Origin of the sequence: Caldicellulosiruptor diazotrophicus (assembly GCF_017347585.1) — a bacterium.
GTDB lineage: Bacteria > Bacillota > Thermoanaerobacteria > Caldicellulosiruptorales > Caldicellulosiruptoraceae > Caldicellulosiruptor > Caldicellulosiruptor diazotrophicus.
In genome coordinates this window covers 383,009-409,713 of sequence record NZ_AP024480.1, presented here as the reverse complement: position 1 = coordinate 409,713, position 26,705 = coordinate 383,009, and the positions used below count along the sequence as shown (strand labels likewise).

29 protein-coding genes and 1 riboswitch are annotated in these 26,705 nt (G+C 34.3%); of the genes, 2 read left to right on the top strand and 27 right to left on the bottom strand.

What is annotated here, in order from left to right; genetic code table 11:
• Positions 1–14: 14 nt before the first annotated feature.
• The 18 genes from CaldiYA01_RS01755 to CaldiYA01_RS01670 all read right to left on the bottom strand — a co-directional run bounded on the left by CaldiYA01_RS01755 (position 15) and on the right by CaldiYA01_RS01670 (position 18,175).
• Positions 15–1,997, bottom strand: a complete 1,983-nt coding sequence (locus tag CaldiYA01_RS01755) for a DUF6449 domain-containing protein (protein WP_207180717.1) — start codon at positions 1,995–1,997, stop codon at positions 15–17.
• On the bottom strand, positions 1,972–2,871 hold the full coding sequence (locus tag CaldiYA01_RS01750) for an ABC transporter ATP-binding protein (RefSeq protein ID WP_207180716.1): 900 nt from the start codon (positions 2,869–2,871) through the stop codon (positions 1,972–1,974). Before CaldiYA01_RS01750 ends, CaldiYA01_RS01755 begins: the two co-directional genes overlap by 26 nt.
• Entirely contained in the window at positions 2,864–3,253 is a 390-nt protein-coding gene (locus tag CaldiYA01_RS01745; RefSeq protein ID WP_207180714.1) for a GntR family transcriptional regulator, read from the bottom strand. The genes CaldiYA01_RS01750 and CaldiYA01_RS01745 overlap by 8 nt, the downstream gene beginning before the upstream one ends.
• A gap of 397 nt (positions 3,254–3,650) precedes the next feature.
• Positions 3,651–4,388 carry an IS1096 element passenger TnpR family protein gene (locus CaldiYA01_RS01740; RefSeq protein ID WP_207180712.1) on the bottom strand — a complete coding sequence of 246 codons (738 nt, stop codon included), beginning with the start codon at positions 4,386–4,388 and terminating at the stop codon, positions 3,651–3,653.
• A gap of 198 nt (positions 4,389–4,586) precedes the next feature.
• Positions 4,587–5,984, bottom strand: coding sequence for a cysteine--tRNA ligase (cysS, locus tag CaldiYA01_RS01735; protein ID WP_207180710.1), 1,398 nt, complete (start codon positions 5,982–5,984; stop codon positions 4,587–4,589).
• Positions 5,941–6,645 carry a serine O-acetyltransferase EpsC gene (gene epsC, locus CaldiYA01_RS01730; RefSeq protein WP_207180709.1) on the bottom strand — a complete coding sequence of 235 codons (705 nt, stop codon included), beginning with the start codon at positions 6,643–6,645 and terminating at the stop codon, positions 5,941–5,943. The genes cysS and epsC overlap by 44 nt, the downstream gene beginning before the upstream one ends.
• A gap of 41 nt (positions 6,646–6,686) precedes the next feature.
• Positions 6,687–8,144 carry a glutamate--tRNA ligase gene (gene gltX, locus CaldiYA01_RS01725; RefSeq protein ID WP_207180707.1) on the bottom strand — a complete coding sequence of 486 codons (1,458 nt, stop codon included), beginning with the start codon at positions 8,142–8,144 and terminating at the stop codon, positions 6,687–6,689.
• A 199-nt stretch (positions 8,145–8,343) separates the two neighbouring features.
• Complete coding sequence (locus CaldiYA01_RS01720; RefSeq protein ID WP_207180704.1) at positions 8,344–8,754, bottom strand: HEAT repeat domain-containing protein; 411 nt, start codon at positions 8,752–8,754, stop codon at positions 8,344–8,346.
• Entirely contained in the window at positions 8,751–9,083 is a 333-nt protein-coding gene (locus CaldiYA01_RS01715; protein WP_207180702.1) for a hypothetical protein, read from the bottom strand. The genes CaldiYA01_RS01720 and CaldiYA01_RS01715 overlap by 4 nt, the downstream gene beginning before the upstream one ends.
• Positions 9,084–9,103: 20 nt before the next feature.
• Entirely contained in the window at positions 9,104–10,882 is a 1,779-nt protein-coding gene (locus tag CaldiYA01_RS01710; protein ID WP_207180700.1) for a dynamin family protein, read from the bottom strand.
• An 11-nt stretch (positions 10,883–10,893) separates the two neighbouring features.
• Positions 10,894–11,313: a universal stress protein gene (locus CaldiYA01_RS01705; protein ID WP_207180698.1), complete on the bottom strand. Its 420-nt coding sequence runs from the start codon at positions 11,311–11,313 to the stop codon at positions 10,894–10,896.
• 18 nt (positions 11,314–11,331) lie between these two features.
• Positions 11,332–12,447, bottom strand: coding sequence for a cation:proton antiporter (locus CaldiYA01_RS01700; protein WP_207180696.1), 1,116 nt, complete (start codon positions 12,445–12,447; stop codon positions 11,332–11,334).
• 41 nt (positions 12,448–12,488) lie between these two features.
• Positions 12,489–13,124, bottom strand: coding sequence for a DUF6062 family protein (locus CaldiYA01_RS01695; protein ID WP_207180690.1), 636 nt, complete (start codon positions 13,122–13,124; stop codon positions 12,489–12,491).
• 72 nt (positions 13,125–13,196) lie between these two features.
• Positions 13,197–13,275, bottom strand: a riboswitch (Fluoride riboswitch).
• A gap of 130 nt (positions 13,276–13,405) precedes the next feature.
• Entirely contained in the window at positions 13,406–13,636 is a 231-nt protein-coding gene (locus CaldiYA01_RS01690; RefSeq protein WP_207180689.1) for a type II toxin-antitoxin system MqsA family antitoxin, read from the bottom strand.
• Positions 13,633–13,953 (bottom strand): DUF4258 domain-containing protein, encoded by a 321-nt coding sequence (locus CaldiYA01_RS01685; protein WP_207180688.1) that lies wholly within the window; start codon positions 13,951–13,953, stop codon positions 13,633–13,635. Before CaldiYA01_RS01685 ends, CaldiYA01_RS01690 begins: the two co-directional genes overlap by 4 nt.
• A gap of 545 nt (positions 13,954–14,498) precedes the next feature.
• Entirely contained in the window at positions 14,499–15,536 is a 1,038-nt protein-coding gene (locus CaldiYA01_RS01680) for a substrate-binding domain-containing protein (protein ID WP_207180686.1), read from the bottom strand.
• A 115-nt stretch (positions 15,537–15,651) separates the two neighbouring features.
• The gene (locus CaldiYA01_RS01675; protein WP_207180684.1) at positions 15,652–16,638 is read right to left on the bottom strand and encodes an ABC transporter permease; all 987 of its coding nucleotides are present in this window, start codon (positions 16,636–16,638) and stop codon (positions 15,652–15,654) included.
• Positions 16,639–16,675: 37 nt separating this feature from the next.
• Positions 16,676–18,175, bottom strand: coding sequence for a sugar ABC transporter ATP-binding protein (locus tag CaldiYA01_RS01670; protein WP_207180683.1), 1,500 nt, complete (start codon positions 18,173–18,175; stop codon positions 16,676–16,678).
• Positions 18,176–18,463: 288 nt separating this feature from the next.
• Here CaldiYA01_RS01670 and CaldiYA01_RS01665 point away from each other — a divergent pair, with 288 nt between their 5' ends.
• Both CaldiYA01_RS01665 and CaldiYA01_RS01660 read left to right on the top strand, forming a co-directional pair.
• Complete coding sequence (locus CaldiYA01_RS01665; protein WP_207180681.1) at positions 18,464–19,243, top strand: DeoR/GlpR family DNA-binding transcription regulator; 780 nt, start codon at positions 18,464–18,466, stop codon at positions 19,241–19,243.
• Between the two features lie 5 nt (positions 19,244–19,248).
• The gene (locus CaldiYA01_RS01660; RefSeq protein WP_207180679.1) at positions 19,249–20,736 is read left to right on the top strand and encodes a sugar ABC transporter ATP-binding protein; all 1,488 of its coding nucleotides are present in this window, start codon (positions 19,249–19,251) and stop codon (positions 20,734–20,736) included.
• Between the two features lie 42 nt (positions 20,737–20,778).
• Here CaldiYA01_RS01660 and CaldiYA01_RS01655 read toward each other — a convergent pair whose 3' ends face one another.
• The 9 genes from CaldiYA01_RS01655 to CaldiYA01_RS01615 form a co-directional block, all read right to left on the bottom strand.
• Positions 20,779–21,126 carry a hypothetical protein gene (locus CaldiYA01_RS01655; protein ID WP_011915850.1) on the bottom strand — a complete coding sequence of 116 codons (348 nt, stop codon included), beginning with the start codon at positions 21,124–21,126 and terminating at the stop codon, positions 20,779–20,781.
• Between the two features lie 7 nt (positions 21,127–21,133).
• A complete protein-coding gene (locus tag CaldiYA01_RS01650) occupies positions 21,134–21,604 on the bottom strand; it encodes an SPOCS domain-containing protein (protein WP_207180677.1) in 471 nt (156 codons plus the stop codon).
• Positions 21,605–21,679: 75 nt separating this feature from the next.
• Complete coding sequence (locus CaldiYA01_RS01645) at positions 21,680–22,201, bottom strand: DUF3794 domain-containing protein (protein WP_207180675.1); 522 nt, start codon at positions 22,199–22,201, stop codon at positions 21,680–21,682.
• A gap of 31 nt (positions 22,202–22,232) precedes the next feature.
• Entirely contained in the window at positions 22,233–22,757 is a 525-nt protein-coding gene (locus CaldiYA01_RS01640) for a DUF3794 domain-containing protein (RefSeq protein WP_207180673.1), read from the bottom strand.
• 283 nt (positions 22,758–23,040) lie between these two features.
• The gene (locus CaldiYA01_RS01635; RefSeq protein ID WP_207180672.1) at positions 23,041–23,541 is read right to left on the bottom strand and encodes a VanZ family protein; all 501 of its coding nucleotides are present in this window, start codon (positions 23,539–23,541) and stop codon (positions 23,041–23,043) included.
• A gap of 226 nt (positions 23,542–23,767) precedes the next feature.
• Complete coding sequence (locus tag CaldiYA01_RS01630) at positions 23,768–23,917, bottom strand: hypothetical protein (RefSeq protein ID WP_207180670.1); 150 nt, start codon at positions 23,915–23,917, stop codon at positions 23,768–23,770.
• Between the two features lie 64 nt (positions 23,918–23,981).
• Entirely contained in the window at positions 23,982–24,644 is a 663-nt protein-coding gene (locus CaldiYA01_RS12450; protein ID WP_307729587.1) for a CatB-related O-acetyltransferase, read from the bottom strand.
• 255 nt (positions 24,645–24,899) lie between these two features.
• Positions 24,900–25,760 carry a hypothetical protein gene (locus CaldiYA01_RS01620; RefSeq protein ID WP_207180669.1) on the bottom strand — a complete coding sequence of 287 codons (861 nt, stop codon included), beginning with the start codon at positions 25,758–25,760 and terminating at the stop codon, positions 24,900–24,902.
• A gap of 105 nt (positions 25,761–25,865) precedes the next feature.
• Entirely contained in the window at positions 25,866–26,582 is a 717-nt protein-coding gene (locus tag CaldiYA01_RS01615) for a DUF2334 domain-containing protein (RefSeq protein ID WP_207180668.1), read from the bottom strand.
• Positions 26,583–26,705 lie beyond the last annotated feature (123 nt).

The window sequence follows — 26,705 nt, the reverse complement described above, 5'->3', positions numbered from 1 at the left end:
TTCAAGTTATTTTTTTACAGTGATTTTAATAACCCCCAGTCATAGATATGATTAGCTCTGTCAAAAAAGATGATATAATAAAGCTGTTTACCATTACTTTTGTAACTGTGCCATATATATGGATTTTCATAATTGCGAAGGTATTTTTCAATTAAGCTTTTATCTGTAGCCTTTTTAAAGGCTTTTTGAGCAAGCTTTTCAGGTACACTATTTCTTACTTTTTCTGGACTGCTCACTTTCCCAATCGCAGCATATGCTATCTCATCTGGCATGACACGGGCATATTTTATGTAACCTCTTTCAGAAAGCCACTTTTCGAGTTTTGAGTATGACTTTGAAAAAGGTACATCTAAGTGACTTGCAAATGTATTATAACCTCTGTAAATTACATTTTTAAGATTTATTGTAATATACCCCCAAGGCTCCTTTGTAGTGAAAACAAGCTCTTCATACTTAGTATTGGAAAACTCTTCTTTTAGGATGGTTAGAAACTTTTGAATATCTTCTTCTTTAATGTTGAATTGCCTTTCTGAACCTCTTTTAGTAAGTACAATTGACTTTACATTTGTTTGCCTTACTTTAAATAATGGATTTATGTGCTGCTTATAGTTTCTATTTTCATAAATCGGTTTTAAATACTTTGATAAAGAGTATCTATCAACTACATATTGTCTCTCAATTTCTTTGCCATCTTTGAGATAGTACTTGATGTACAAATTAGAAGTCCACGAAAAAGGTTGATTTGCTGATGCCAAAACATGTCTTTTATTTTTTGTAATATACTCATGAAGTCTTATAGTATTATTGATGATATCACGATTGAAAAATTTATTGTCAATTTTATATGTTGAAAAATTATATGACGATAGAAAAGTGTCATCTTTAAAAATCATAGCTTTCACCTCATTTGGTTTTGGTACATACCTTTCAAAGCCAAAAACGTCTAATTTAACAATTCCAATTATTGCTATCATTGCTATCAAAAAATATACATATTGAAATAGCTTTCTGTTGAAGACATTAAATCTCTTGTTCAAGATCATTTCAGCAACTAAATAACAAACAAACGAACCAATAAAATAGCTGAGAAGAATACTCCAAAGTTTACCTTGAGCAAGCGGAGTAGAATAAGAACCAACAAAAAGCATCCCGCAAAACGCAGCTCCATATTTGAATATATACTCAAAAGGTTTAAAAACAATAGACTCTCCTGCTTTTTCGCTTTTGCGAACTCTATAAAAGATTGCACCAAGTATGAAAAAAATAATTACTAGAGAAATATAAACTATCTTTTCTACAAAACCCATTTTAGGCATACTGCCGCCACCAAAGATTCTTCCAAGCGGTATTAGTTTGTCAATAAGCTGAAAGTTTGTTTCTGCATAATATCCAAAAACCAAGCCATAAAGGTTTGGAATTCCTGTTAGGTATAAGAACCCCGGTAGATTTAAGAGAACAATTGTCAAAAATCCTTGAACAGCTATTGAACCCGTTATGCTTGCACAAAAGGTTGTAACTGTAAAAAACAGCATACAGTACAAAGTTATATAAAGCCCCCATGAAAAAACCTCTTCTGTTCCAAACACAAAGAAATCTTTAAATCTGATTACCAAGCCCAAAATAATAGCAGTATTTAATATAACAGGAATAAGTAGTATAAAACAGCCAGAAAATACATGAGAAAAGTACAGAGTTTCTCTTTTTACTGGAAGACTGTGAATAGAATCAGAGGCTTCCTTCGAGTGAATATAGCTAAAAATCAAAATTGACGTAAGCATACCAGCCAAAAATGTCAAAAGTCCTGTATAACTCCAATAATTTAAAACTGATGATGAAATCTTGAAATCTTTATATTTCAAAATATTTGGTATATCAAACAGAATAATTAAAAGCGGATTTGTAAAAAGTCCAAGAAAGTACAGTAAACCTATCCAGCTATATCTTTTTAGGTCTGACAGGAAAATGCTTTTATTAAAGAATGATATCTTTAACCTCATATCCAATCCCTCCCATCTCATAGATGAATATCTCCTCTAATGTAAGTGGTACTGTATCAAGTACTATTGGTTCATATTTGTTTAGAATCTCTAAAATCCTTTGTCTGTCCCCTTTAACAACTAATATTTCTACATTTCCTTTTTTGATGTAAGAAAGTATCTTAAAGTCTTTGAGAGAATCAATATCAAAATTCTTTTTAAATACAACCTGAAATTTCGTAACGGTTTGTTTTAAATCATCTATATCCTTCTTCGCTACTATCTTTCCCTCATGCAAGATTGCGATTGTGTCACATAAGTCTTCAAGTTCTCTTAAATTGTGAGAAGATATCAAAACTGTCGTCTGTCTCTCTGCAACCTCATCTATGAGTACTTTTTTAAACATTTGGCGAACAACAGGATCAAGTCCGTCAAAAGGCTCATCTAAAATCAAAATCTCTGGCATTGTGCAAAGACCAAGTAAAATCGCAACTTGTTTTTGCTTCCCTTTTGAGAAACTATTTATTCTTTTTTTATAAGGAAGAGAAAAATAACTTTTAAGCTTTTCAAACCTCTCCTGTGACCATTTCGGGTAAATCCCTTTAAAAAACCTTGCCATATCAATGATTGAAAAACCCCTGGGAAAGTATGGATTGTCAGGAACAAAAAACATCCTGGACTTGATAGAAATATTTTCGTGGACATCAGCACCATAAATGCTAATTTTACCACTATCCGGTTTATATACACCAGCAATAGTTTTTAAAAGAGTAGTTTTACCTGCTCCATTTGTCCCAGCAATCCCAAATATTGAACCTCTGGAAACTGTACAGTTTATATCTTTTAATGCTTGAATCTCATCAAAACTCTTTGAAACTCCTTCTATCTCAATCACGTTGAGTGCCTCCTTTTGTTTTACTTTCTACCTCATCTACAATTTCCATCAACTCTTCCTTTGATAGTCCAAGGAAAAAAGCTTCTTGCAAAATCTTTTTTAATTCCTCTTTTAAATTACTCAGCTTTTTAGCATTAATCTTTGCCTTCACAGGAACAACAAAATTCCCTTTTCCGGGGATAGAATAAATAAACCCTTCTCTTTCTAATTCCCGATAAGCCTTTTGAATTGTATTAGGATTAACCGAAAGCTCTTTTGATAAGGCTCTTACAGATGGTAGCTGCTCATTTTCTTTCAATACCTCCTTTATGATGAGTTCTTTTATTTTTTCTACAATCTGCTCATATATAGGCGTCCTGCTTTTCCAATCAACTTCAAACACTTTTATTTCACCACTTTTCTATATTAAAGGTTTTGTACTCTTTATCTGTATTAACTGTATTATTAGTAATAGTACAGTTATATTATAAGTTGTTTTTGCAAAAATGTAAAGCATATTTTAATTTGAAAACGCTTTTAATTTATATTTCTTTTTTCCCTAATTTTTAGTACAGTAAAAAGAGATGAATATGTGAACAAAAAAGTACCAGTGAAGATAAAAAGAAGAGAATGAGAAAATGCAAACAAAACTCTCGATATTGAAAATAAGAGGAAAACATCTAAAAACATAATTTCAGAACATAGAAATACAATATACGGGTCAAATACAACTAATAAACTACTAAATATTGGACACAAGGGGCTATCCACTTGTTTTTTGGACAGCCCCTAATATGTTTTTACAAAGTAGGTAAATACTTCTTTTCTTTATGACTATTATCTTGAAAGCCATATCCGCACACACCATTTCTTGGAGAATTAGCAAGACTATTTGCAATTTCTTCTACATAATCTGAATGTGTAGAAGAGTGTTTTTTAATACATTCATTGCAAATAAAATTGCCACAGTGATAACAAAAATATGAGGCTTTTTTATCACAATAGCTACAAGAATAAATTGGCGGAAAATTTCTGGCAAGAATAATTATTTTCTTCTCTTGCGGAAGAACATCTTTTTTTATCACTTTTATTTTTAGATGAGTAGTGCTACCAAAGTCATATTCATAATCAAAGATAAGTTTTTCTGATAAAATGTTTTTAAGTTTTTCCTTCATTGTTTTTACCGACTTCCCAGTCATATAACACAAAGACAAATAATCAGGATCTGGATTTTCTTGATATAACACATCTCCAATCTTAAACTCACTTAGATGTCCACAACACTCTACCCATACATCACGCAAAAACTTATCTAAATCTTTCAACGTTGCGTTCGCATCCACCATAATATAAAGCCAATAAAGTGATTTAAGATGCGGTGGATAGATATTCAATATAAAAACCTCTTTGGGTGTAAGATTCTTACTCTCGCCAATTTTTTGTAAATATTCTTGCCTCTGTTTGCAGCATAAAAAGTGCCTCTCAATTGTTGACTTTGCAAATTCTTTACCACAAAAATAGCATTTCCCTTTGTTCATATCTTTAAAATATCTCCCGTAGTTTTTTTATTTAACTTAAGTATAACACACTCAAGAAAGTAGAAAAAGTGTTTTCACAACATTCCTTCTATCTCAATTTTGCCTTCACAACTATTTTGAGTTGATATGGTTGGTAAAACGCAGTAAAAAAGGGCTTACCCACAATATTACCTAAAAGTGGGAAAAGCCCTTCTTTATTTATCTCACCCTCTCAACCTTTGTGCCTTGGGGTGTGTCCAAAACTATATAGCCTAAACTCTTTAGCTCATCTCGTATCCTGTCCGCTTCAAGAAAGTTTTTAGCTTTTCTTGCCTCATTTCTCTTTTCAACAAGCTCTAAAATCTCTGGTGGAATTTCATCCTTTTTCTCTTCATATTGATCTAAGATTCCTAAAATGCTGCAAAGCTCTTTTAAAGTGTCTCTTGCCAAAATCAGCACATCTTTTGAGCACGTATTTGCATGTGTATTTATTTCTCTTACCATCTCAAAAAGATATCCTGTTGCCTCGGCAGTATTGAGGTCATCTTCCATTGCATCTATAAACTTTGCTTTTAGATCTTCAATTGTAGCTTTTAGCTTATCATCATTTTCAGATGAAGAGGCTGCATTTTGAATCAAAAACTCAAGATTTTCATAACAGGTATAAATTCTTTTGAGTGCCACCTCTGCCTGTTCAATAAGGTCTATACTGAAGTTAAGAGGTTTTCTGTAATGAGCTTGAAGCATAAAAAGTCTCAGTGCCTCAGGATGGTATTTTTTGATAATTTCTCTTACAGTAAAAAAGTTCCCCAGTGACTTTGACATCTTTTCATTGTTTATATTCACATACCCATTGTGAAGCCAAAAACGTGCGAAAGGTTTTCCTGTTGCAGCCTCGCTCTGTGCAATCTCATTTTCATGATGAGGAAAGATCAAATCCTGTCCGCCTGCATGAATGTCAATGGTCTGCCCAAGGTATTTCATTGCCATAACAGAACACTCTATATGCCAGCCGGGCCTGCCCTCACCCCAAGGTGAACTCCATGCCGGCTCACTCTCTTTTTTAGCCTTCCACAGGGCAAAATCAAGCGGGTCTTCTTTCTTTTCGTTCGGGTCAACGCGCGCGCCAGCCATCAGCTCTTCAATGTTCTTGTGAGAAAGCTTTCCATACTCAGCAAATTTTCTTGTTCTAAAATACACATCACCATCAACAACATATGCATAACCATTGTCAATAAGCTTTTGTATCAGTGCTATCATATCTTCTATCTCTTCTGTTGCCCTTGGATTTTTGGTTGCTCGCTTGACATTTAGCCTGTCTGCGTCTTTGTAATACTCTTGTATGAATCTTTCAGCAAGTTCAAAGACGGTTATGCCCTCTTTGTTTGCTCTGTTTATCATCTTATCTTCTACATCTGTAAAGTTCTGAATGTAGATAACCTCATATCCTTTGTATTCAAAATATCGCCTTAAAGTGTCAAACACAATCAAAGGCCGGGCATTTCCAATGTGGATAAAATCATAGACAGTTGGACCGCAAACATACATCTTTACTTTGCCTTCTTCTAAGGGTTCAAACTCCTCTTTTGTCATTGTCAGAGTGTTGTAAAGCTTCATACTCTTTTAATCTCCTTTCGTACTCAGAAAGTTTTTTCTCCAAAGCCTCTATCTTGGTCTCAAGCCTGCAAATCTGCATTGCAAGCGGGTCGGGAAATCTTACCTGGTCAAGCTGTTCTTCAACAGTTGGCTTTTCCTTTTTCTCCTTTCTGACAACCCTTCCTGGTACCCCAACTACTGTTGAGTTATCTTCAACCTCACGAAGAACTACTGCATTTGCACCGATTTTCGTATTATCCCCCACCTTAAAAGGTCCTAAAACCTTTGCACCAGCACCAATTAAGACGTTGTTTCCAATTGTCGGGTGACGCTTACCTTTTTCTTTTCCTGTGCCGCCCAACGTCACGCCCTGGTAAATCAGAACATCATCGCCAATCTCAGCTGTCTCACCAATTACAACACCCATACCATGGTCTATAAATACCCTTCGGCCAATCTTGGCACCGGGATGTATCTCAATACCAGTTTTGTGCCTTGCACGCTGTGAAATCCACCTTGCAATGAAGTACATCCTGCGGTTGTAAAACCAGTGAGCTATTCTGTGATATATAATAGCCCACAGGCTTGGATACAAAAGAGTTTCCAGCCTGCTCTTGCAAGCCGGGTCCTTTTCCATGATAACATCCATCTCTTCTTTAATCATCTTAAAAAATCTAAACATACTCTCAAAAACTCCTTTACAAACCTATAAAAATTCTTAATTTAATTATACCACGTTTTGAAGAATTCCAATCGTTTTAGTATGTTTTCTTTACCCACAATCTCTATTATCTCCACAAGCTCAGGGCCATGGGTTTTACCAGTCAACGCAACTCTTATTGGCATAAACAGGTTTTTGCCCTTGTAACCTGTCTCTTTTTGAATCTCTTTGAAAAGTAGCTTAATAGCTTCAGGTGTCAATTCACTGAGCTGAGTTACTTTATTCTCAAAGACATTTATTAAATCTTTCACATGCTCCCATTTTAAGACCTCTTTTGCCTCATCTTCTTCTATTTTGACTTCATTGTTAAAGAAGATATCAACCCTGTCTTTGATCTGAGATAGATAATCCAGTCCTTCATACACAGATTTTACTATCTTCTTGAGCCATTCAAATTTGGACTGTGCCTCATCCTCTTTGATATATTCTGCTTCAACAAAGTACGGTATGCACATCTGGGTAAGTTCATCCAATGATTTTAGTTTAATGTGCTGAGAGTTTATATAATTTAGCTTATCGATGTCAAATATTGCAGGATTTTTGGAAACTCTTTCTAATGAGAAATTCTCAATTAGATATTCCATGTCAAATATTTCTTTATCCTCTGGTGGTGACCAACCAAGCAGAGCCAAGAAGTTTATAAGTCCTTCTTTTAAATACCCTTGCTCTTTGTACTGCTCAACCCAAGTAGAGCCGTGGCGCTTTGACATCTTTGTTCTGTCTTTTCCAAGTATAAGCGAAACATGAGCAAACTGCGGAAGTTCAAACCCAAGCGCATTGTAAATTAGAATCTGTCGCGGAGTGTTTGAAAGATGCTCTTCGCCTCTTATAACATGCGAAATCTTCATCAAGTGGTCATCTATGACAACTGCAAAGTTGTATGTGGGAATTCCATCAGATTTGACAATTACAAAGTCGCCTATGTCATCTGACAAAAACTCAACATCTCCACGCACAAGGTCATGGACAACTATCTTAACACCTTCTGGCACTTTGAACCTGACAGTTGGTTTTCTCCCCTCCTGCTCAAATCTTCTTTTTTGATCCTCTGTTAGGTTTCTACATTTTCCTGTATATCTTGGCATCTGACCTTTTGATAAAAGCTCTTGGCGCTGAGCCTCAAGCTCCTCTTCTGTGCAGTAACAATAGTATGCGTAGCCTTTTTCAAAAAGCACATCTACATATTTTTTGTAGATATCAACTCTTTCTGTTGATCGATATGGTCCATATGGACCTCCCACCTCAACTCCTTCGTCCCACTCAATCCCAAGCCATCTTAAGCTCTCGATAATAACCTTTTCGGACTCAATAGACGATCTTTCTAAGTCTGTGTCTTCTATCCTTAATATAAACTTTCCACCATATCTTTTGGCAAAAAGGTAGTTGAAAAGTGCTGTTCTTGCGCCTCCTATGTGAAGGTGCCCTGTCGGGCTTGGTGCAAATCTTGTTCTTACTTCCACTGTATACTTCAGTCCTTTCTTCTTGAAATTTTTAAACTATTTCTATCTTAAAGCGATGATGAAGAGGCTATTTCTCTTGTTTAGAACGTGAAGAAATTATTCTCTTTTAAAAGTATAAACCTTGAAAAATCTGTAGTCAATCCAAAAAAATAAGAGGGGACTGTGGGAAATGTTAAGAAAAGTATACTTTGCTTATTTTTTAAACACATTTCCTTCCCATTCTATTCTTAATTTTTTCTAAAGAATTCGCAATAACATCTCTTGTTAATACTGAAAATTTATCCTTATTTTCTGATAAAAACTTATATGCCTCTTCTCCACCAATCTCTCCAAGAGCAAAGACCATAACCTGTTCAAGGTAGGGGTCTTTTTTATTTAAAAGATTTTTGCAAAGCTGTTCTATCAATGATTTTTCTGCTCTTTTTATTTTCAATTCTCCAATTATTTTTGCAGCCATATAAGCCACATTATAGTCTGGGTGTCTTAGGGCTTTGATGAGCTTTTCAGCATACTTTTCATTTGATATATGCTCAAAATCATAACCGCAGTTTGAACAGAATTTTTCTCCAATATCTGCTACTTTAAAGCAGTTAGGACATACATATCTCATTTTTTCTCACTCTTTATACCTAAGAGCTTTCTAAGAAATCTGTTCTCCGCTTCGCAGCCATTTAAGCTCATTTCAAGTAATCTATTTTCTTTTTCTAATTGAAAGTTTTTAAACTTAATCACTGAATACTGTGAAGAAAGCATGAGAAGTTGCTTTCTTAAATCATCTTCCTCAGAATTACTCTGCTGTAACTGATATGCCATTATCCCCATTTCAAAAATAGCTCGATAGGCATCCTCTTTGGTGTATGAATCCTCTTCAAAATCTTTTATCAACTCTTTAATCTTTTCCAAGCTTTCATCACTAATCTCAAAAGAAATTCTTACCATAATTACCACCTCAAATTTAGTTAGTTTCTGTTTTTTGTTTGGTCGACAATAGCTTGGGAGATTTCGTCCTTAAGTTGCATAATTTTTTCTAACACCTTCTGATTGTATGCCATTTTCCTCTCCAATTCACTTTTGTTTTTGTTAAAATCATCCCTTGTATTTCTCAAAAGCTCTGATATGAGACTGCAAACATATGATATTTTATCATCCATATCAGTTTTAAAAGCCTCAAAGCTTTCTTCCATTCTTCTTAAAAGATCATACCTGATTCTGCCAATGTTTCTGTCAACATCAATTTCAACCCTGTCAAGTACTCTCTTTAAAATAATCTTTTGAGCAAGTTTTTTAGGCAAAAGATAAGTAAAATACACAGGATCAATCTCAAGCGCACCAACTTCATAGCCTATTTTATAAGTAAACTTGCTCTGAGCCACAAGCCTCTGCAGTCCCTCATAGTAGCTAATCTCAACAGAAAAAAGATCTTTTGTGGTGTCTTTGATACTCTTTATCAACTCATTTATCTTTTCACAATATCTTGAAAGAAGAATGGCAAACTCATCTTCTACATATTTTTCAAGACCTCCTTTTTGAAACTCAAACTCTTGCACAATAGCCTCCTCCAGATACCTTTCAAGATATTCTTTCTGTTTGAGCCTTTTAAATCTTGCAATTGAGGGATAATAATCTTTTACCTTTTTTGTAATATTTATTGTAATCTCTTTCTTTATTTTTTCTATTTGATCATCAAAACTTGTCAGAATATCATTTATCTCCACCTTAAATAACCTATAAATTTCAATCTTGTTCCGATTTATTTTATCTAAAAACTCATCAAACTTTACAATATTTTCTTCAAGCTGTTTTAATGGCATAGCTTTGAGTTTCATATCACTTTCCAAAAATGTTCTGCAAACTTCTAAAAAGCTATCTAAACTTTTTAGATTACTTAAGAATTGCACTTTTTCTTTTTCCTCTCTTAAAAATCGTTTTAGTTCCTCTTCAAAAATCTCTATGCCACTTTTTCTGATTACTTCTATGTTTTCCTGCATCTTACCTTCAAGTGCCATCTTTGCTGAAATAGGAAAGATATTTATATTTTCTTTCTTTGTTACATCCTTAATTACATTTTCTGTAAAAGTTGCTATCTCCTTTAATTCATTTCTGTTTGTCAACTCGCATTTGTTAATTACAAAGAATATCTTATCTACACTTTCAGCAATCTTAAGTAGAAACTGTTTTTCAACTTCAGTAATTGGTGGGTCAACAGACAATACAAATATGACTGCATCTGCCTTTTCAATAAATTCATATGTCACATCTGTGTTATGCTGGTATATAGAACCAATCCCAGGTGTGTCAACAATTACAACATCTTTGTTCAAAAAATCAAACGGATACCCTATCTCAATTGTATCAACACCTTTTTGGTTTTTAGGATTCCCTTTTTCTGTGCAGTAAAGCTCAAGTTCATCAACTGAAATTTCTTTTTTTACACCATTGTTAAAAATTACATCTATTTTAACCTCAGGACTGTAATAAATCTTTGTTATAGTTGATGTTAAAGGAAGAACCCCTGTTGGTAACAAATTTGTTCCAAGCATGTAATTTATTAGCGTAGATTTTCCTCTTTTGAACTGACCCAACACGACAAGGTAAAATGCATCTTTTTTTATTTTTTCCTCAATGCTATTTGCTAATCTCTTGATAGATTCTGAATCAATCTCCTCTGATAGGTTTTTAATCTGCTGGGTAAAGCTTTTAATATTCTCCTGCATGATATCATACGCTGTTTTCCTCATCGCGTGTCACCTCATTTTATAACCATCACAGAACAATGTGCATGCCTAACAATGTTTTCAGCAACATTTCCAACAATATACCTTGCAACACCACTTCTTCCCCTCTGCCCTACAATAATAAGGTCTGCCTTGATGCTCTCTGCAAAGCTTACAACACCATTTGCAGGATGCCCTAGAACAATCGCAGTATTTACTTCTACTCCTTCACTTTTTGCACGATCTATAGCCTGCTGCTGAAGCTTTTCATAATACTGACGCGCATCGCTTAGCATTCCATTTAGCTCATCTTTTGTCTCAACAAAATCTGGTATGTGTACAACAGAAACCAAATGTATACTTGAGCCAAACATCTTTGAAAGCTCAAGTGCCACCTCAAACCCTTTTTTGGCATGCTCAGACCCATCATATGCAACAACAATCTTTTTATACATACTACCTTCCCCTCCTGATTATTTATTTTCTTCATTTTGCGGATTGAAAAACTTTTGCGCTATCAGGGTTGGCACAACTGCACTTAAAATCACAGCAGATACTAAGATTGAATACTGTGCCTGGTTTATAATACCCTTGCTCAGACCAAACAGAGCAGAGATTGTTCCAAAGGTCAGACCTGTTGACATCAAAAGTGTTGTATAAATTCCTTCTTTCTTTTTATACTTGAACATTAATGTAAATGGTCTTACACCTATATATTTTGCAATCATCTTGACAATCAGAAATGCCAACACTATCCAGATATAATTCACAACACCAAATGTTACCTTACTTCCTGCTTTTAGAAAGTAAAAAGGTGTAAAAAGTCCAAACACCATTGCTCGCAATCTGTATAGAAGATCTTTTTGTTTTGCAAAGAAAGGTGACATTGCCAATCCTAAGATGTATGCAGGAAGAACTGCTTCCATATTGGAAAGATTTGCAACTCCTCCACAGAATAGTATGAGCAAAAACAGATATTTTAGCTCAAGCTGATATGTTCTGTTGCCAAACTTGTTGAAGAAAGGTTCTGTAAATTTGTTTGCTGCAATGGTAGCAATAATAATGACAATTAAGAATACCAATATCCACCAGTTGCAGTTAGCAAATAAAAGACCAAGCATTAAGACTGTCCCAAGGTCGTTTATAAAACATGCTGCCAGAATAACCTTGCCAAGTTCTGTATTGTTAAGACCTGTTTCAATCATAACAGCATATACAACAGCAACAGATGTGGTTGAAAGTGCAATCCCTGCAATCTGGGCTGCTTTCATGTCCCAGTGGAAAAACCAGAATGCCGTTCCCCATGCAAACAAAAACGGCATCAAAAACGCAAAGATTCCAATTAACATGCTCTCTTTGAATTTGTTTTTCAAAACGTCGTAGTCAATCTCAGCACCCGATAAGAATGTTAGGATAATACTCCCCATGCCAGCCAAAAAATCTATCCATTGGTTTGTGGTAAGATGCAAGAGGTTCCCTGCTAAAAACCCAACCACTATCTCAACAAGCGAAATGGAAATACCAGACCAGTAAGCTAAAAAACCTGCAAATAGAGCTATTGCCATCCACTTTGAAAATTCAAGCCACATCTTGTATTCCCCCTTTATTTTGAAAGTTCTCTCGAAGGCACTTACTCTAAAGACCCTGCAACAAACTCAACAGCCATGTGCCATGATTTTATTTCTTCAGAAGTATAATTTAAATGAATGTTTCGATAATCGTTCTTTTCTTTTATTTTCTCAAGGTAATACAAGATTATATCAATTTTGTGACTTACAACTGATAATAGTTCTTTTTGAGCAGTTATTGATGTAATTTTTTCTAATACTTGTTTTAAATGCCTTTGACATATAAAACCTTTTTCTGAAAATGCTGATTTAAATTGCGGCTGTGCTGTAAAGTAGTGAGAAAACGCTTTTGTGTAAGTATCTTCAAAGCCACTTTCCTTTTCACAAAAGACACACACATTTTGATCTTGAATTTTTCTTTTACGGGGTAATATTTCAATATGGTGGTTATTTTTAAAATTAATTAGCAAATCAGAGTATATAATAGCATGGGCAAGTACATCTCCAAACGACTCTAACTTTCTTGCATGTATAGGACAAATTCCACCTTCCCTAATTCTGCTTCGCAGACTATAGTCATTTACGGATTCGTACAGAAAATCGTCAAAGAATTTGTTCATTGCCTTGTTTTTTAAATAGCAAATTATACACTTATCTTCTTTGAAGTTTTCTATCATTTCAAAATACACAATATCCAAGGTCCATCCCCCCAAAGCCTTCAAAAAGGCTTTAAACTCTTTAATAAAGCAAAAAACTCCTGCCCGCATCTTATACGGACAGGAGTTATCAGCCACAAGGTATTTGAACCTCTTGTGGCAATTTAAGGCGAACTCCATCGCCTTGTTATTTACTTTTTTCCTCCTATATTAATTATATGAGGTTTTGAAAGATAAATCAATATGGGTATTATTGGATTTTATCTTAAATAGGTGTAAATACATTCACCATATCAGAAAAATGTATGAAAGCATGATTGTAATTAAGCAGCAATTTCTGAGTAGTTTGCAATAGTTATTTCTGACTTGTTTTTGAGAAGTTCATCAACTATCTTCTCTATTTTTATAGCTGTTTCATTGTCAAGGTAATATTCTCCACATTGATGACAAACCATAGCCGGAACATTTTTAATAATTACAATCTGAGATCCACTATCAAAAATATGATTTGCCTCTCCATGAATTAATTGTGATTTACACAAAACACAGTTCATCTTTTCTCTCTCCTTGTTTTATAATCAGGCATCCACTCATCAGCTGAAGGAAAATATGCTGTTATCATCCATACATAACCATCACCAACTGCACACACAACGTGGAGAACACTATTGTTCACGGAAGTTCCCAAAATCAAGCAACTCGGGTATGGATAATCATTTTCATATTGTTCAATTATTTCGCCGTTACTTATGCATTCTAGCACATCTGATATGTTTATTCCTCTTTGTTTCATTCTTTTCAACATATGACCACGCCATTGAATTTTCTCATCTTTAACCATTTTTCTTATCTCACCTATAGTTAAAGCCATCAGTAGAGTTCCTTATCTTATTTTTTATCCTCTTTCAATTTTCTTATTGATAATTATACCACAAACCTAAGTATTTTTGCTATAGAAAAAGAACCACTTCACCAAAAAGGTGAAATGACTCTTTGAGCTTTTTAACTTTTTTGCCCTACTTCAGCACATTAACCTTATAGAACGTATCCATATTTAGTTTCAAAACTTCAGACCAAGATAGCATATTCATTTCTTTGCAAGCTCCTCAAAAGCTTTTTTATACTTGTCAATAATTTCATCCATTAATTTTTCAATCTCTTTTTTCTTGAGTTAAATAAACTCTAATACCTCTTTTTGCAGTTCTTCTGGAAAGTTTACTATATCCTCTAAAATTCTCTTTGCTAGCTCCATAACAATCCCTCTCTTTTCACCACCGTCTTTCTTATTCACTTTTTATTTTAACTCTTTTTATTGCAAAATAACATCATTAACTCTTATACGATTTTAACCTATTACAAAAAGAGCCTCTTTGCCAGTTTGGGCAAAGAGGCTCTTTAAGAAACATTTTAATTCATTTACTTTATCACATTAACCTTGTAAAACGCATCAACATTCTGCTTTGTTACAACCATTGTACCTGTGTCGACGTATGGTGGGAGCGGGTTGATGCCAAACTTCTGCCAGTTGTCAACAGGATTTACTATGCCATGTTTGAGATAGAACAGGAATGTCATGCCCCAGAATCCCATGTTCCATGTTCCTTGTGCAATTGACGCATCAATGATACCTTGCTTAATTAAATCAAGCGTTCCTTTGTCGGTATCAAAGCTTATTATCTTTACCTTGCCAACTTTGTTTGCTTCTTTGATAGCTGTTGCAGCACCAACACCACCAAGAGCGTCTGTACAGAATATTCCTTTGATATTCGGATGAGCTTGGAGCATAGCAGAAATCTGTCTTGCAGCTTTTGTCTGGTCGTTTTCATCGTTGACAATTGCAACAACCTTAATTCCTGGAAACTCTTTCTTAAGAGTATCAATAAACCCTTGTTTTCTCTGCTCATGATTGAGCTGTGCAGCAACTGTTGAGATACCGACCTCGCCTTTGCCACCCAAAAGCTTGCCAAGATATCTTGCAGCCATTGCACCTGCGTTATAGTTTCCTGTCTCCAAAACAGAGTATCTGCTTGACTTTGGTGAATCTGCGTCAAATGTTATAACAGGAATTCCTTTTTTGATTGCCTCATCAATTGGAGCTTTTAATGCATCTGGGTTTGCACATGTAACCAAGATTCCAGCTGGTTTTTTAGCAATAACCTGACGAAGAACAGTAACCTCTTGGTTTACATCAAACTGTGGCGCACCTGTGTAGATTGCTTTTACACCATAAAGGTCAGCTGCTGCCTTCATACCCTTGTAACAGCCTTTCCAGTATTCAATACCAGAAACAAATGTCACCATGTAATACTCCTCATTTGGACTTCCTTTGAGTTTTGGATTACCACTGCTTGCCTGTGTGACATCCTTAGAACTTGGAACAAGCGCATAAGCCAAAGACACAATGAGCGCAACCGCCAAAAAGATTGAAAGGTACTTGTAAAAGTTCTTCTTCATAGCCTACCGAACCTCCTCCAATATAGTTTTTATTTATTTTAACCCCTGCCGCCCACAACACTCTTTCTAAAGCAGGCGACAGAAGTTAAAACCAAGCTTTTAATTTTAAAATCCTCTATGATTTTTTCTGATGTGTCAGGTAGTCAATTGTCACAGCTGCAATTAAAATCACACCACTGACCAGGTTCTGCCAATAGACAGAAACGTTCAAAAGTACAAGCGCGTTGTTAATGATTCCAACCAGGATTGTACCGAGGATTGCACCAAGAACTGTTCCTTCACCGCCTGCCAGTGACGCTCCGCCAATGACACATGCTGAAATAGCATTGAGCTCTGAACCGTTTCCTGCTGTTGGTGCAGCAACTGAAAATCTTGAAAGTGTGAATATTCCTGCAATCCCTGCTAAAACTGACATCAAAACATACACAGAAATCTTTACCTTTGGGACATTTATACCAGAAAGCTTTGCTGCATTTTCGTTACTACCAACATAGTACACAAGCCTCATAGGAGCTGATTTTCTCATGAGAAAATCAAAAAGTATTATTAAAATTACAAAGAACACTATAAAGAACGGTATTCCTGCTATCTTGCCCTGCCCGAGAAAATCAAAGCCTTTTAAGTTCCCATAAAGCGAAAGAGGCGAACCTTGAGTCAGAACATACGCAGCACCTCTTGCAATGCCCATCATAGCAAGCGTAACAATAAGTGGCGGAATTCCTATGCGTGCTATAAAGTACCCATTGAAAAGTCCAATCAGAGCACATATAACAAGAGCTATCAAAGAACCTATCCATATATTTACACCATAGCTAAGATAAAGCCCTCCTGCAATAACAGCTGAAAGCCCCAAAACAGAACCAACAGAAAGATCAACTCCACCTGAGACAAGTACAATGGTCATACCTATTGCCAGAATACCATCAGCTGCAAGACCCAGAGCTGTTGTTATCAGGTTTTCTGCAGTCAAGAAGTTTGGACTCAAAATAGAAATTATTACACTTATAACAATTATTATGAATATCAACGTAATTTCCCTAAATCCCATTAATTTTTTCAGTAAACTTTTATTTGCTGATGCATTTGATATAGTATTTGACATTTTTAAGATGGTCCTCCTTTCCAGTAATCATATTAAATTATTTGTGTGCAGCAAGCTGCATAATATTTTCTTCTGTAATTTTCTCTCCAGCTAGCTCTCCAGTAATTCTGCCTTCTCTCATGACAAGTACCCTATCGCACATACCAATTATTTCTGGAAGTTCAGATGAAATCAAAATTATTCCTATCCCACTTTTTGCAAGTTCTCTTAAAAGATTGTGTATCTCTGCCTTTGCTCCAACATCTATTCCGCGTGTTGGTTCATCCAAAATCAAAATCCTTGGATGTATTGCAAGCCATTTTGCTATCATTACCTTTTGCTGGTTACCACCAGAAAGACTCATAACAAGCTGCAAATACGATGATGTTTTTACATTTAGTTTTTTAACATACTCATCCGCAAGTGAAAGTTCATGATTTTTATCAATCAAAAGCCGTTTGTAATCATGTTTAAGATGTATTGCTGAGACATTGTAAGCAACGGGAAGTTTTAGAAATAGTCCATACTGTTTTCTATCTTCTGTAACATAGCCTATTTTTTGCTTTATTGCATCTTCAAACGAATTAATTTCTATCCTTTTTCCATCGAGATAAATCTCTCCACTGTTTCTTGGCAAAATTCCACAGATTGTTTGAGCAAGTTCTGTCCTTCCAGATCCTACAAGCCCCGCAAACCCTAAAATCTCACCTTCTCTGAGTGAAAATGAAACATTATATACTTTATCTGAATTTATATTTTCGACCTTAAAAATTTCTTTGCCAATCTTTTCAGCTTTTGGTGGATACATTTCTTTAATTTCTCTTCCAACCATAAGACTTACAACCTGGTCAGGATTTGTTTCAGCTGCATTTAGTGTTGTAATGTATCTGCCATCTCTAAGGACAGTGATTCTGTCTGCAAGCTCAAAAATCTCACGAAGTCTGTGAGATATGTAAAGAATGCTTATTCCCTTTGCTTTTAGATCTTTTATGATTTTAAAGAGCACTGCTGCATCAGCCTCAGATAGAGCCGATGTAGGCTCATCCAAAATCAAAAGCTTGCAGTTAAATGTTATCGCTTTTGCAATCTCAACAATCTGCTGTTGCGCAACGTTCAAATTTGCCACCTTGTCGTTGGGCTTTATGTTCACCTCATCAAACAAAGACAAGACCTCTTGCGACATCTGGTTGAGTTTTTTGAAATCCACTATTTTTGCAGAGTTTTTAGGAAGTCTCCCTATATAAATATTTTCAGCAACAGTAAGATGAGGACAGAGCGCAAGCTCCTGGTGAACTATGCTAATGCCAAGATTTTGTGCATCTCTTGGTGACTTTATGTTCACTTTCCTACCTTCAAGATATATCTCACCTTTGTCCGGAATAAGGCTTCCCGATATTATGTTCATCAAGGTTGACTTTCCAGCACCGTTTTCACCAACTATTGCATGAATCTCTGCCTTGTTTACCGCAAACGAAACATCAGAAAGTGCAACTGTCCCTGGGAAAATCTTTGTAATTCCATGTAGCCTTAAAAGTTCATTATCAGTGGAGCTTTTCATGCAAATCTCACCTCGCTTTGTTTAAAATTATTGTAGTTTTGGTAATTCTATTTATTTTCATTTATCTTTTGCTTTTCTATTTATATATATTCTACACCGAAATCAAAAATCCTTCTTTTTTAATCAAAAATTTTTTATTATTTTGAACGTTGTTATCAAAAGTGTTCAGCTTGTTGACAGGCTTGATAAAATATAATACACTGATTAAAAGAAATATATAAAACTTGTTCACGTACAACTTTTTTGGTAATATAATTTACATATAACTTGTAAAAGTGGTGAATATTGATGCTTGTTGCTGAGAGATTAAAAAAGATAAAGGAGATACTTATTCAGAAAAAGCATATTGACGTTGCAACACTTGCAGAACTTTTGAATGTTTCAGAGGTAACAATCAGGCGTGACTTGGACAGACTTGAAAGTGAAGGGTTTTTGATAAAAACATACGGTGGGGCAATCTTAAAAGAAGAAGCAGCAAAGATTCTATCACCTACAATCTCAGAAGATTCTGAAAAAGAGGCAATAGCAAAAGTGTGTTCCTACATGATAGAAAGTAACCAGGCAATTATCCTTGCAGGCGGAAATATTTTGAGGCTTGTTCCAAAGTATATAAAAGAAAAACAGAACATAATAGTTTTGACAAACGACCTTCTTTTGGCAATAGAGTGTGGAAAACTTTCTATTCAGACAATTGTAACAGGTGGGTATATTGTTGGAAATACCTTCACTTTGGCAGGACCAATGCTTGTAAATCCTAATCTTGATATATTTGTTGACAAAGCATTTATTGAAGTTGACGGGGTATCTTTAGAGCGTGGTTTTACTGTCAACAATGTTGAGTTTGCAAATGCATATAAATATTTTAAGTCAATTGCCAAAGAAACAATTATTGTTGCTGACTCCTCCAAGTTTGATAAAATTTCACTTTTTCAGATTGCAAAGGTTGATGAAATCAAAAAGGTAATAAGCGACACAAATGTGCCTGATGAATATAAATCATTTTTCTTTGAAAACGGCACTCAGATATTTTGCAGTTTTGACTTTTCTGACCTTGAAAGAGAGGTTTGAAAGTAATGTCAATTGTACTTAAAAATGTTTCAATGAAATACGATGACTTTTATGCTTTGAAAGATATAAATCTTGAGTTGTTTGAAGGAAAAGTAAATGTTATTCTTGGCAAAAATGGATCTGGAAAGACAACTATAACAAAGATTATCAATGGAAGTATAGCGCCAACAAGCGGAAAGATTGTGATTGACGGAAAAGAATTTTCAACCCTCAATCCTATGGTTGCAAAATCGCTTGGAATATTTACTGTGCATCAGGAACTTTTGTACTTTCCACATCTTTCTGTTGCCGAAAATATCTTTATAGACAACAAGCCAAAAAATAGATTTGGATTTGTCAGCTACAGGACAATGATAAAACAAACATCAGAAATCTTGAGCAAAATGGGTGTATATATAAATCCAGAAGCACTCTGTAAAAACTTAGGACAATCACAGCTTCAGGTTATTGAAATTTGTAGAGCGCTTGTTCAAAACGCTAAAGTTTTGATTTTCGATGAGCCAACAGCAGGACTGACCACTTATGAAATAGAAAATCTATTTAGAATTATAAAAGAATTAAAACAGAAAGGAATTAATGTTATATTTGTAACAAATATGGTAGAAGAAGCGCTATCTATCGCAGACAGGATAACAATTTTACGCGATGGCAAGGTGGTTGCATCTGATAGTGTTACAAGTTTTAACCTTAACAAAGTAATATCTCTAATATTCGGACGCGTTGATAGAACATATCCAAAACTTAAAGTTGACAAAGGAGAGATTATTTTTAGCGTTAAAAATTTAACAAAACGTGGGATAATTGAAAATATTTCATTTGACGTAAGAGAGGGAGAGGTTTTTGGAATTGCTGGGCTTGTTGGGTCTGGGCGTAGTTTTTTGGCAAAGGCTCTTTTTGGTGCAGAAAAGCTTGATTCAGGTGAAATTTATATGAATGGAACTCTTTTGAAGATCTCAAGCCCAGCCGACGCAATAAAAAACGGTATAGCGTTTATGAGTGAAGACAGGATTGGAACAGGACTTTTTAAGACACTTAACATTGCAGACAACATCATTTCATCAAACATTTGGAACATAGCAAACGGATTCTTTGTAGATTCAACCCGTCAGGAAAAAATTGCTAATTTGTATATTAAAAAGCTTGGTATTAAGCCAAAAGAAATAAGTCAAAAGATTGCATTTTTAAGTGGTGGTAATCAGCAAAAGGTATTGATTGCAAAGTGGTTATTTTCGCGCTCAAACGTATTTATTCTGGATGAGCCAACAAAGGGTTTGGATTTGGCATCCAAGGTTGAGGTGTATAACATCATAAATGAGCTTACACGAATTGGTTGTGCAATCATTTTTATATCATCAGATTTTTCAGAACTGATTGGCATGTGTGACAGGATTTTGGTTTTGAGAGAAGGCAAAAAAGTTCATGAGTTTTCAAAGAAGGAAATGGATTATGATAGAATTTTAAAAAGTGCAATGGGAAGTTTAGAAAGCAAATAATAAAAAATCTTGATGGTATAACACCACCAAGATTAAAACTTTTCATTCTTCATTGTCATATTGTGGCATAGGATGATAAGGATGAGGCTTTTCCTTCTTTATTATAGTTGCCTTAAACTCTCTTATCATATCAAGCTTTTTGATTATGATATTTTGCTTTTGAATGAGCTTTTCTAAAATCTCTGCAACAAGCTTTTGAAGACTAAGCAGCTGTGAAAAATCCTCAGCTTTTGGAAGATCATGGCTCGCAACAACTCTTTTTATCTTCTCAGCCTCAGCATTCATAAGATTTGCAATCGCCATCTCTTCCTTTGCAATAGACTCTAAAATCTCATTTATAATTTCATCCCTTGGCTTTCTGACAAACTCTGGACCACTCAAAGCTATCATCACTTCCTTACTTTACAGACTTGCACTTGGCAGTTATCAACACTAAAAAGCATCCTTTGATTCTTCTTTTGTCTACTACCTCAAGATCAGCCCACTCAATATACATCTTAACATCGCAGCAGCCACAAAAGCTTTTGTGAGTTTCTTCCAAGCATTTGATGTTTATAAAAGCATCAACATCATGGCACAAATGTACATTGTGAACAGATTGCTGTGGGTTTGCAGCTGTGTACATCACATTTAAGTTTATTGTACCTGTAACAACTATTTTGTCACCAAGCGGTCCGCAGATTAGCTTGCACTTTTTTCTTGTAATTTGCATCACTACCGACGAAAAATCTTCTATCTCTGGCTTTGACTCTGGAATTTCAAACTCTGCCTTTGTCAGCACTTGTTTATAAACGTGTGTTTTTTTTACATCGTCATACTCATGTGGCTCAATTGTCCCTAAGTATGCACAACCTTTTTGTATTTCCATCTTTTTCTATAGACCTTTTTAACATAGTTCTAATGTTGATTTTATGGCAACTTCTCCTATTTTATGATACTAAATTTAGCCAAGTACAGTTGATAGTGCGCTATTTAATGTCGCCCAGATGAAAAGGACTGTGCATTTTTCAATTGTTCTTGGGTCAAGAAGTGATACTGTCACATCTTCAATCAGCACGTTGGGTTTTCCAACTAAAACATCGTTTAAAGTGATACCCAATGTCTGCAGAAGCTGTAATGTGTTTGTACCAGCAGGAAGCTTAAGCGGCACTTCGATGAATGTGCAAAATGGCTCAACATACAAAACTGAATGAACAGACTGCTCTGTGACATTGGCTGTGTATATAATCTTTTGTTTGAGCTCACCATCAACAACAATTTTCAGTCCAACAGGTGTAGGAATTACTCTCGAGTCTGTCACCTTTGCTTCAATTAAAACTGTGTTTATTTGCTCAACATCAGGTTTTTCCTGAGGAATTGTGAGTTTTTCTTCTACAATATATTCTGTGTTAGGGTTTGTCGGAAGTAAAGTTGGAAAGCTTGACGCATCAGCAATTCCGATTATGTCAACAAAATTTCTAAGCATTTTTTCTCACACCTCCATAAAATCAATTGTTCTAAGTTGGCAAGTAGGTTGCCAATAGCGCGTTTACTCTTACCCATGCAAAAAGTATTGTACATTTTTTGGCTTTTCTTGTGTCAATCTGGGATATAGAAAAGTCTTCTATAATAATATTTGGTGGTGCGCTGACTACATCATCCAAGGTAATTCCAAGGGTTTGTAAAATGTTTAGCACATTCTGACCAGTTGGAAGATTGAGTGGTATATCTATAAAGTTGCAAAAGCCTGTTATAAACATTGCTGAGTGAATAGACTGTGTTGGCTCATTTGCAACATATGTTATCTTTTGCTTAAGTTCACCTTCGATAATTACTTTTAGCCCGGTTGGTGTTGCAATTGCATAGTAGTTTTTTATACTTGCCTCTACCATAACAGAGACAATTTGCTCCATCTCAGGCTTTTCTGCAGGTATTGTAACTTGTTCCTCTACCTCAAACTGGTTGTATCTGTCAAGAGTTGTAAGTGTGGGAAACTCAGATACATTTGCAACCCCTTCGATACTGATAAAGTTTTTGAGCATCAAACCATCATCTCCGTTTTTATTGTGTTTACATAAGTATAATATGAAATGGAGTAAAAATGTGTGAAAGGAATTTTAGAAAGAAAAGAAATAATGTAAAATGGCATAAAAAATGAAAGGGGTTTGAAATGTTAAAAGATTTGAAAAATGAGTATAAACTGCTAAATGAAGATGCATAATATGTATTAAAGAAAAGTAAAAGGAACAATCCCAGCAATGCCATCGCCTAATTTTTTCAGAGGGTTAAAAAATGGGATTATAATAAGCGTTTTATTGTGGATGGTTATAATTGTTTTGGTGAAGATTTTGTTTTTACTGTGTAATATATTTTGAAGATGAATTTATAAATCCCAATTCCTATTAAAGCACCAATACCATCAATCAACACATCAGTTGCTTTTGCCCCTCTGCCTGGAACAAATAACTGGTGTATTTCGTCACTTGCGGCATAAAAGAGGCAAAATATTAAAGAAAAAATAATTGCTTTGCAGCCCCTAATTCCACTTACTACAAATGCGTTAATAACCAATATGCCCAACACTAAGTACATTACTACATGGGCATATTTTTTTACAAGATTGTTGAGTTTAGTTATTATATTTTTTCTTGACTTTATGTAACTATTCGGTACAATCACCTTTTGTGTTGCTTTAATAATGTGCTTTGTCACACTTTTGCTAAAGTCATTAGACTTTGTCCCTGGCTGAGAGGATAGGAAAAAGATAATAAGCAACCATAAGATTACGGTTGCCCATGATATTAGAGAAATTGTTCTATTACTCATCCTTCTATAGTACCTCTTTCCTTGCTTATATATTATGAAACCAAACTTTTTTCGCATCTTTATTTGAAAATACATACATGTATCTATCAGAATAATATGTGACTTAGTTACATATTCCACTATCTTATCAAACTCAATGCTTTGCTAAAACAAAATAACATTTACATCTTCTAATGCTTCTTTCATAGAGCTAATTTTAAAATTGTAGTCTTTATTGACTGCAGAGTCAAAAGCTTTTACCCTTAACTTCTTGAGACTGCAAGATATTTATTATATCGTGACCATGGCTTAGTCCATCGTCTGAAGAGTAATCCTTCATAGGAATTCCTAAAACTGCTACCACCTTTGGAACATTATATTTTTCAATTGTCTTCATTAAATTGGAACAAAAAATACTTTTTCCTCTGTGCTTACTGTATAAAAAAACTACCACTACCACTTTATATGCTAAAACATGCACAAAAAGCTTCAACATCATAAAACATGTGAATATTTTCTTTTATTCTCTCTTCAGGCCAATCCCACCAATTTATTCTTAGGAGCTTTTCTCTAATCTCTGGCGGAAACCTCCACTTGATTAGTCGCGCAGGAACACCGCCAACAATCGAATAAGGTTCCACATCTTTAGTTACTACAGCTCCTGCTCCTATCACAGCGCCATCTCCAATTTTTACACCTCTCAAAATAATTGCGTTTGCCCCTATCCAAACATCATTACCAATAATGGGTACTTCCTTATTTATTTCCAATTTGCTAATAATTTCTGAATCTGAAATAAATTTTAACTTTCTTTCGTACAAAAATGGGTGTGTCGAAACCAAATGATATGGATGCTCTGAGATCTCTATTTTTACACTGGGACCAATAGAGCAATACTTTCCAATTATACCACTTTCTATAACAGAACCACAATTTACATACGTATAATCACCAATAATAACATCCTTACCTATATGTACATCTTTATAAACCATTGTATTTTTCGATAATTTGCATTTTATGTCAACATTCACTGAATAAATTTTTGCACCATATTTTTTATAAAAATAAATTTGTTTAATCTTCAGCTTTATAAATCTTGGTAGCAAAACTTTAATATCCATTTATGAAGTAATCACCCCTTTAGTACATTCTTATTAGATTATTCTGTCAAATTAGATAAAATTAAACTTCGTCTATCGAGAGAAAACTTTTAATATTTTATATCTCATCCATCTCAAAATTAATTTAGTGTTACCCAGAACATTATTTTTTTGCAACCTCATTGTGTTTTTTAATAATTTTTTAAAGTAATCTTTATCAACGTATTTAAAGCCTAGCATTTTCAACTTAGCAAATAACTCATTGTAACCATATTTTTACTCATAAGGTAAATGTAATATGTGCAGATACATATCACCTTCCGTAAAATTGTAACATTTTGGAGATGTCCAAATCCTTTTTATAAACTTATTAGCTTCATTGTTTTCAAACCCCAGTTTGTAGTATAAAAAACTGAGTGTTTGAGCCTCTTCGTTAAACTTTAGTTTCTTCTGTTTATTTCTCTCTAACATGATAGGAAATAGATTTGTAAATTCTTTATATACCTCTACTATTACTTCTTTTTTTGCAGCAACAATTTCTCCTCCGTAATACCTTGGAACACAATCAAGCTTTATATTTAAAATATCTTCATAAACCTCTTTCATTTGTTGTCGACTCAAACCATTAACTACTTGAGAAATATCATATTCAAGACAATATAATAATATCTTATGCTGTTCCCGTTTTTTGAGCATTTCACCCAGATCATTATTTATTATGCAATCACAGTCAAGTATAATAAAATTATCATCCATACAATATTTTTCATTTGTCGTTACATATTTAAATACATCAAATATGTAAAACTGATTTCTCCACGCCGAAAAATAATCTTGTGGAACTTCATATGTTAATGGCAATGTAACAACTTCTATCTCTTCTTTTTCAAGAAACTTTTTCAGATCAAAGCCATCCAAATTATTTGGAATCAACTCTTTATTTATATTGGTGAAAAATAAGTATTTTACATCATTTCTTTCCTTATTAAACAAAACCGCTGAATAAAAAAACACTGCAACACATTTCCAATATATTTTCTGAAAAATATAAGAAGATGATTTTAAATCCACCTGTGGATAATAACTTTCTTTTCCTTTTTCTTCTAAATAAAGCCACGTGCACAGATATGTAGTCATCTATCAACCTCTCCTTCTAAGAACATTTACCTATTTTGACATACTACGGATTAAAAATTTGAACAATTATATTTTATTCATAAGATAATAACTTTGAGCTCAAATTTACTTAACTCCAGCATTTATTTCTTCAACGATGGTCACCAATTCACACCAGTTTAGTACATCATATTTTATTAACTCCAATAACTCTTTCAAATACAAATAATTCGTACTTTTTTCCCATGCCCAGTGGATCGTTATTGGGATAATTAAATTCTTGTCTTTTAACTTTGTTCTTTGAATTGCCCTCATAATATCCTTTGCCACACTATAATACGGAAAATATGATGGTAAATATAGGCTCTCCCCTATAAATACTCCCATAATTGGCTTTAACTCTGGCATCGTTGATAATGTTAACGGTCCCTCGCAAATAATTTTAAAATATTTCTTTAATACGTTATAATTATTCTTTGATAACGCATTAAAGGGTGGAATAAATACGTCCGGTAATTTTAACTCATTTTCTTGGAAAAATGCATATGTTTTTGCTAGTAAGTTCTCTAACTCAATATCACTATAATAATTGATTTCACCTAGTTTTTTGCCGGACTCATAATAATTATAATGATTAAAACCATGCAATGCATAGTTTAAATTCAATTCTTTAATTGCCTTAATATAATTTTCATCAATCGGATTGAATTTTGGTTCATAAAAACTCAAAAAAGGAGTTAAACCTATCACATAGTCAACGTTATTGCTAACCATGATATTATGAAATTCATAAAATTCACCTAACCCTAAATCCCACCTTGGAAAATCATCAACTCTTATCAAAAATCTTAATTTGCCATTTGGTATTAAATCTATCAAACTTTGCTTATATAGATACTCATCACATTTTTAGACATATTTATGAAAAAACCTAATCATTTTCAGAGGTAAAAAATCCATAACCAA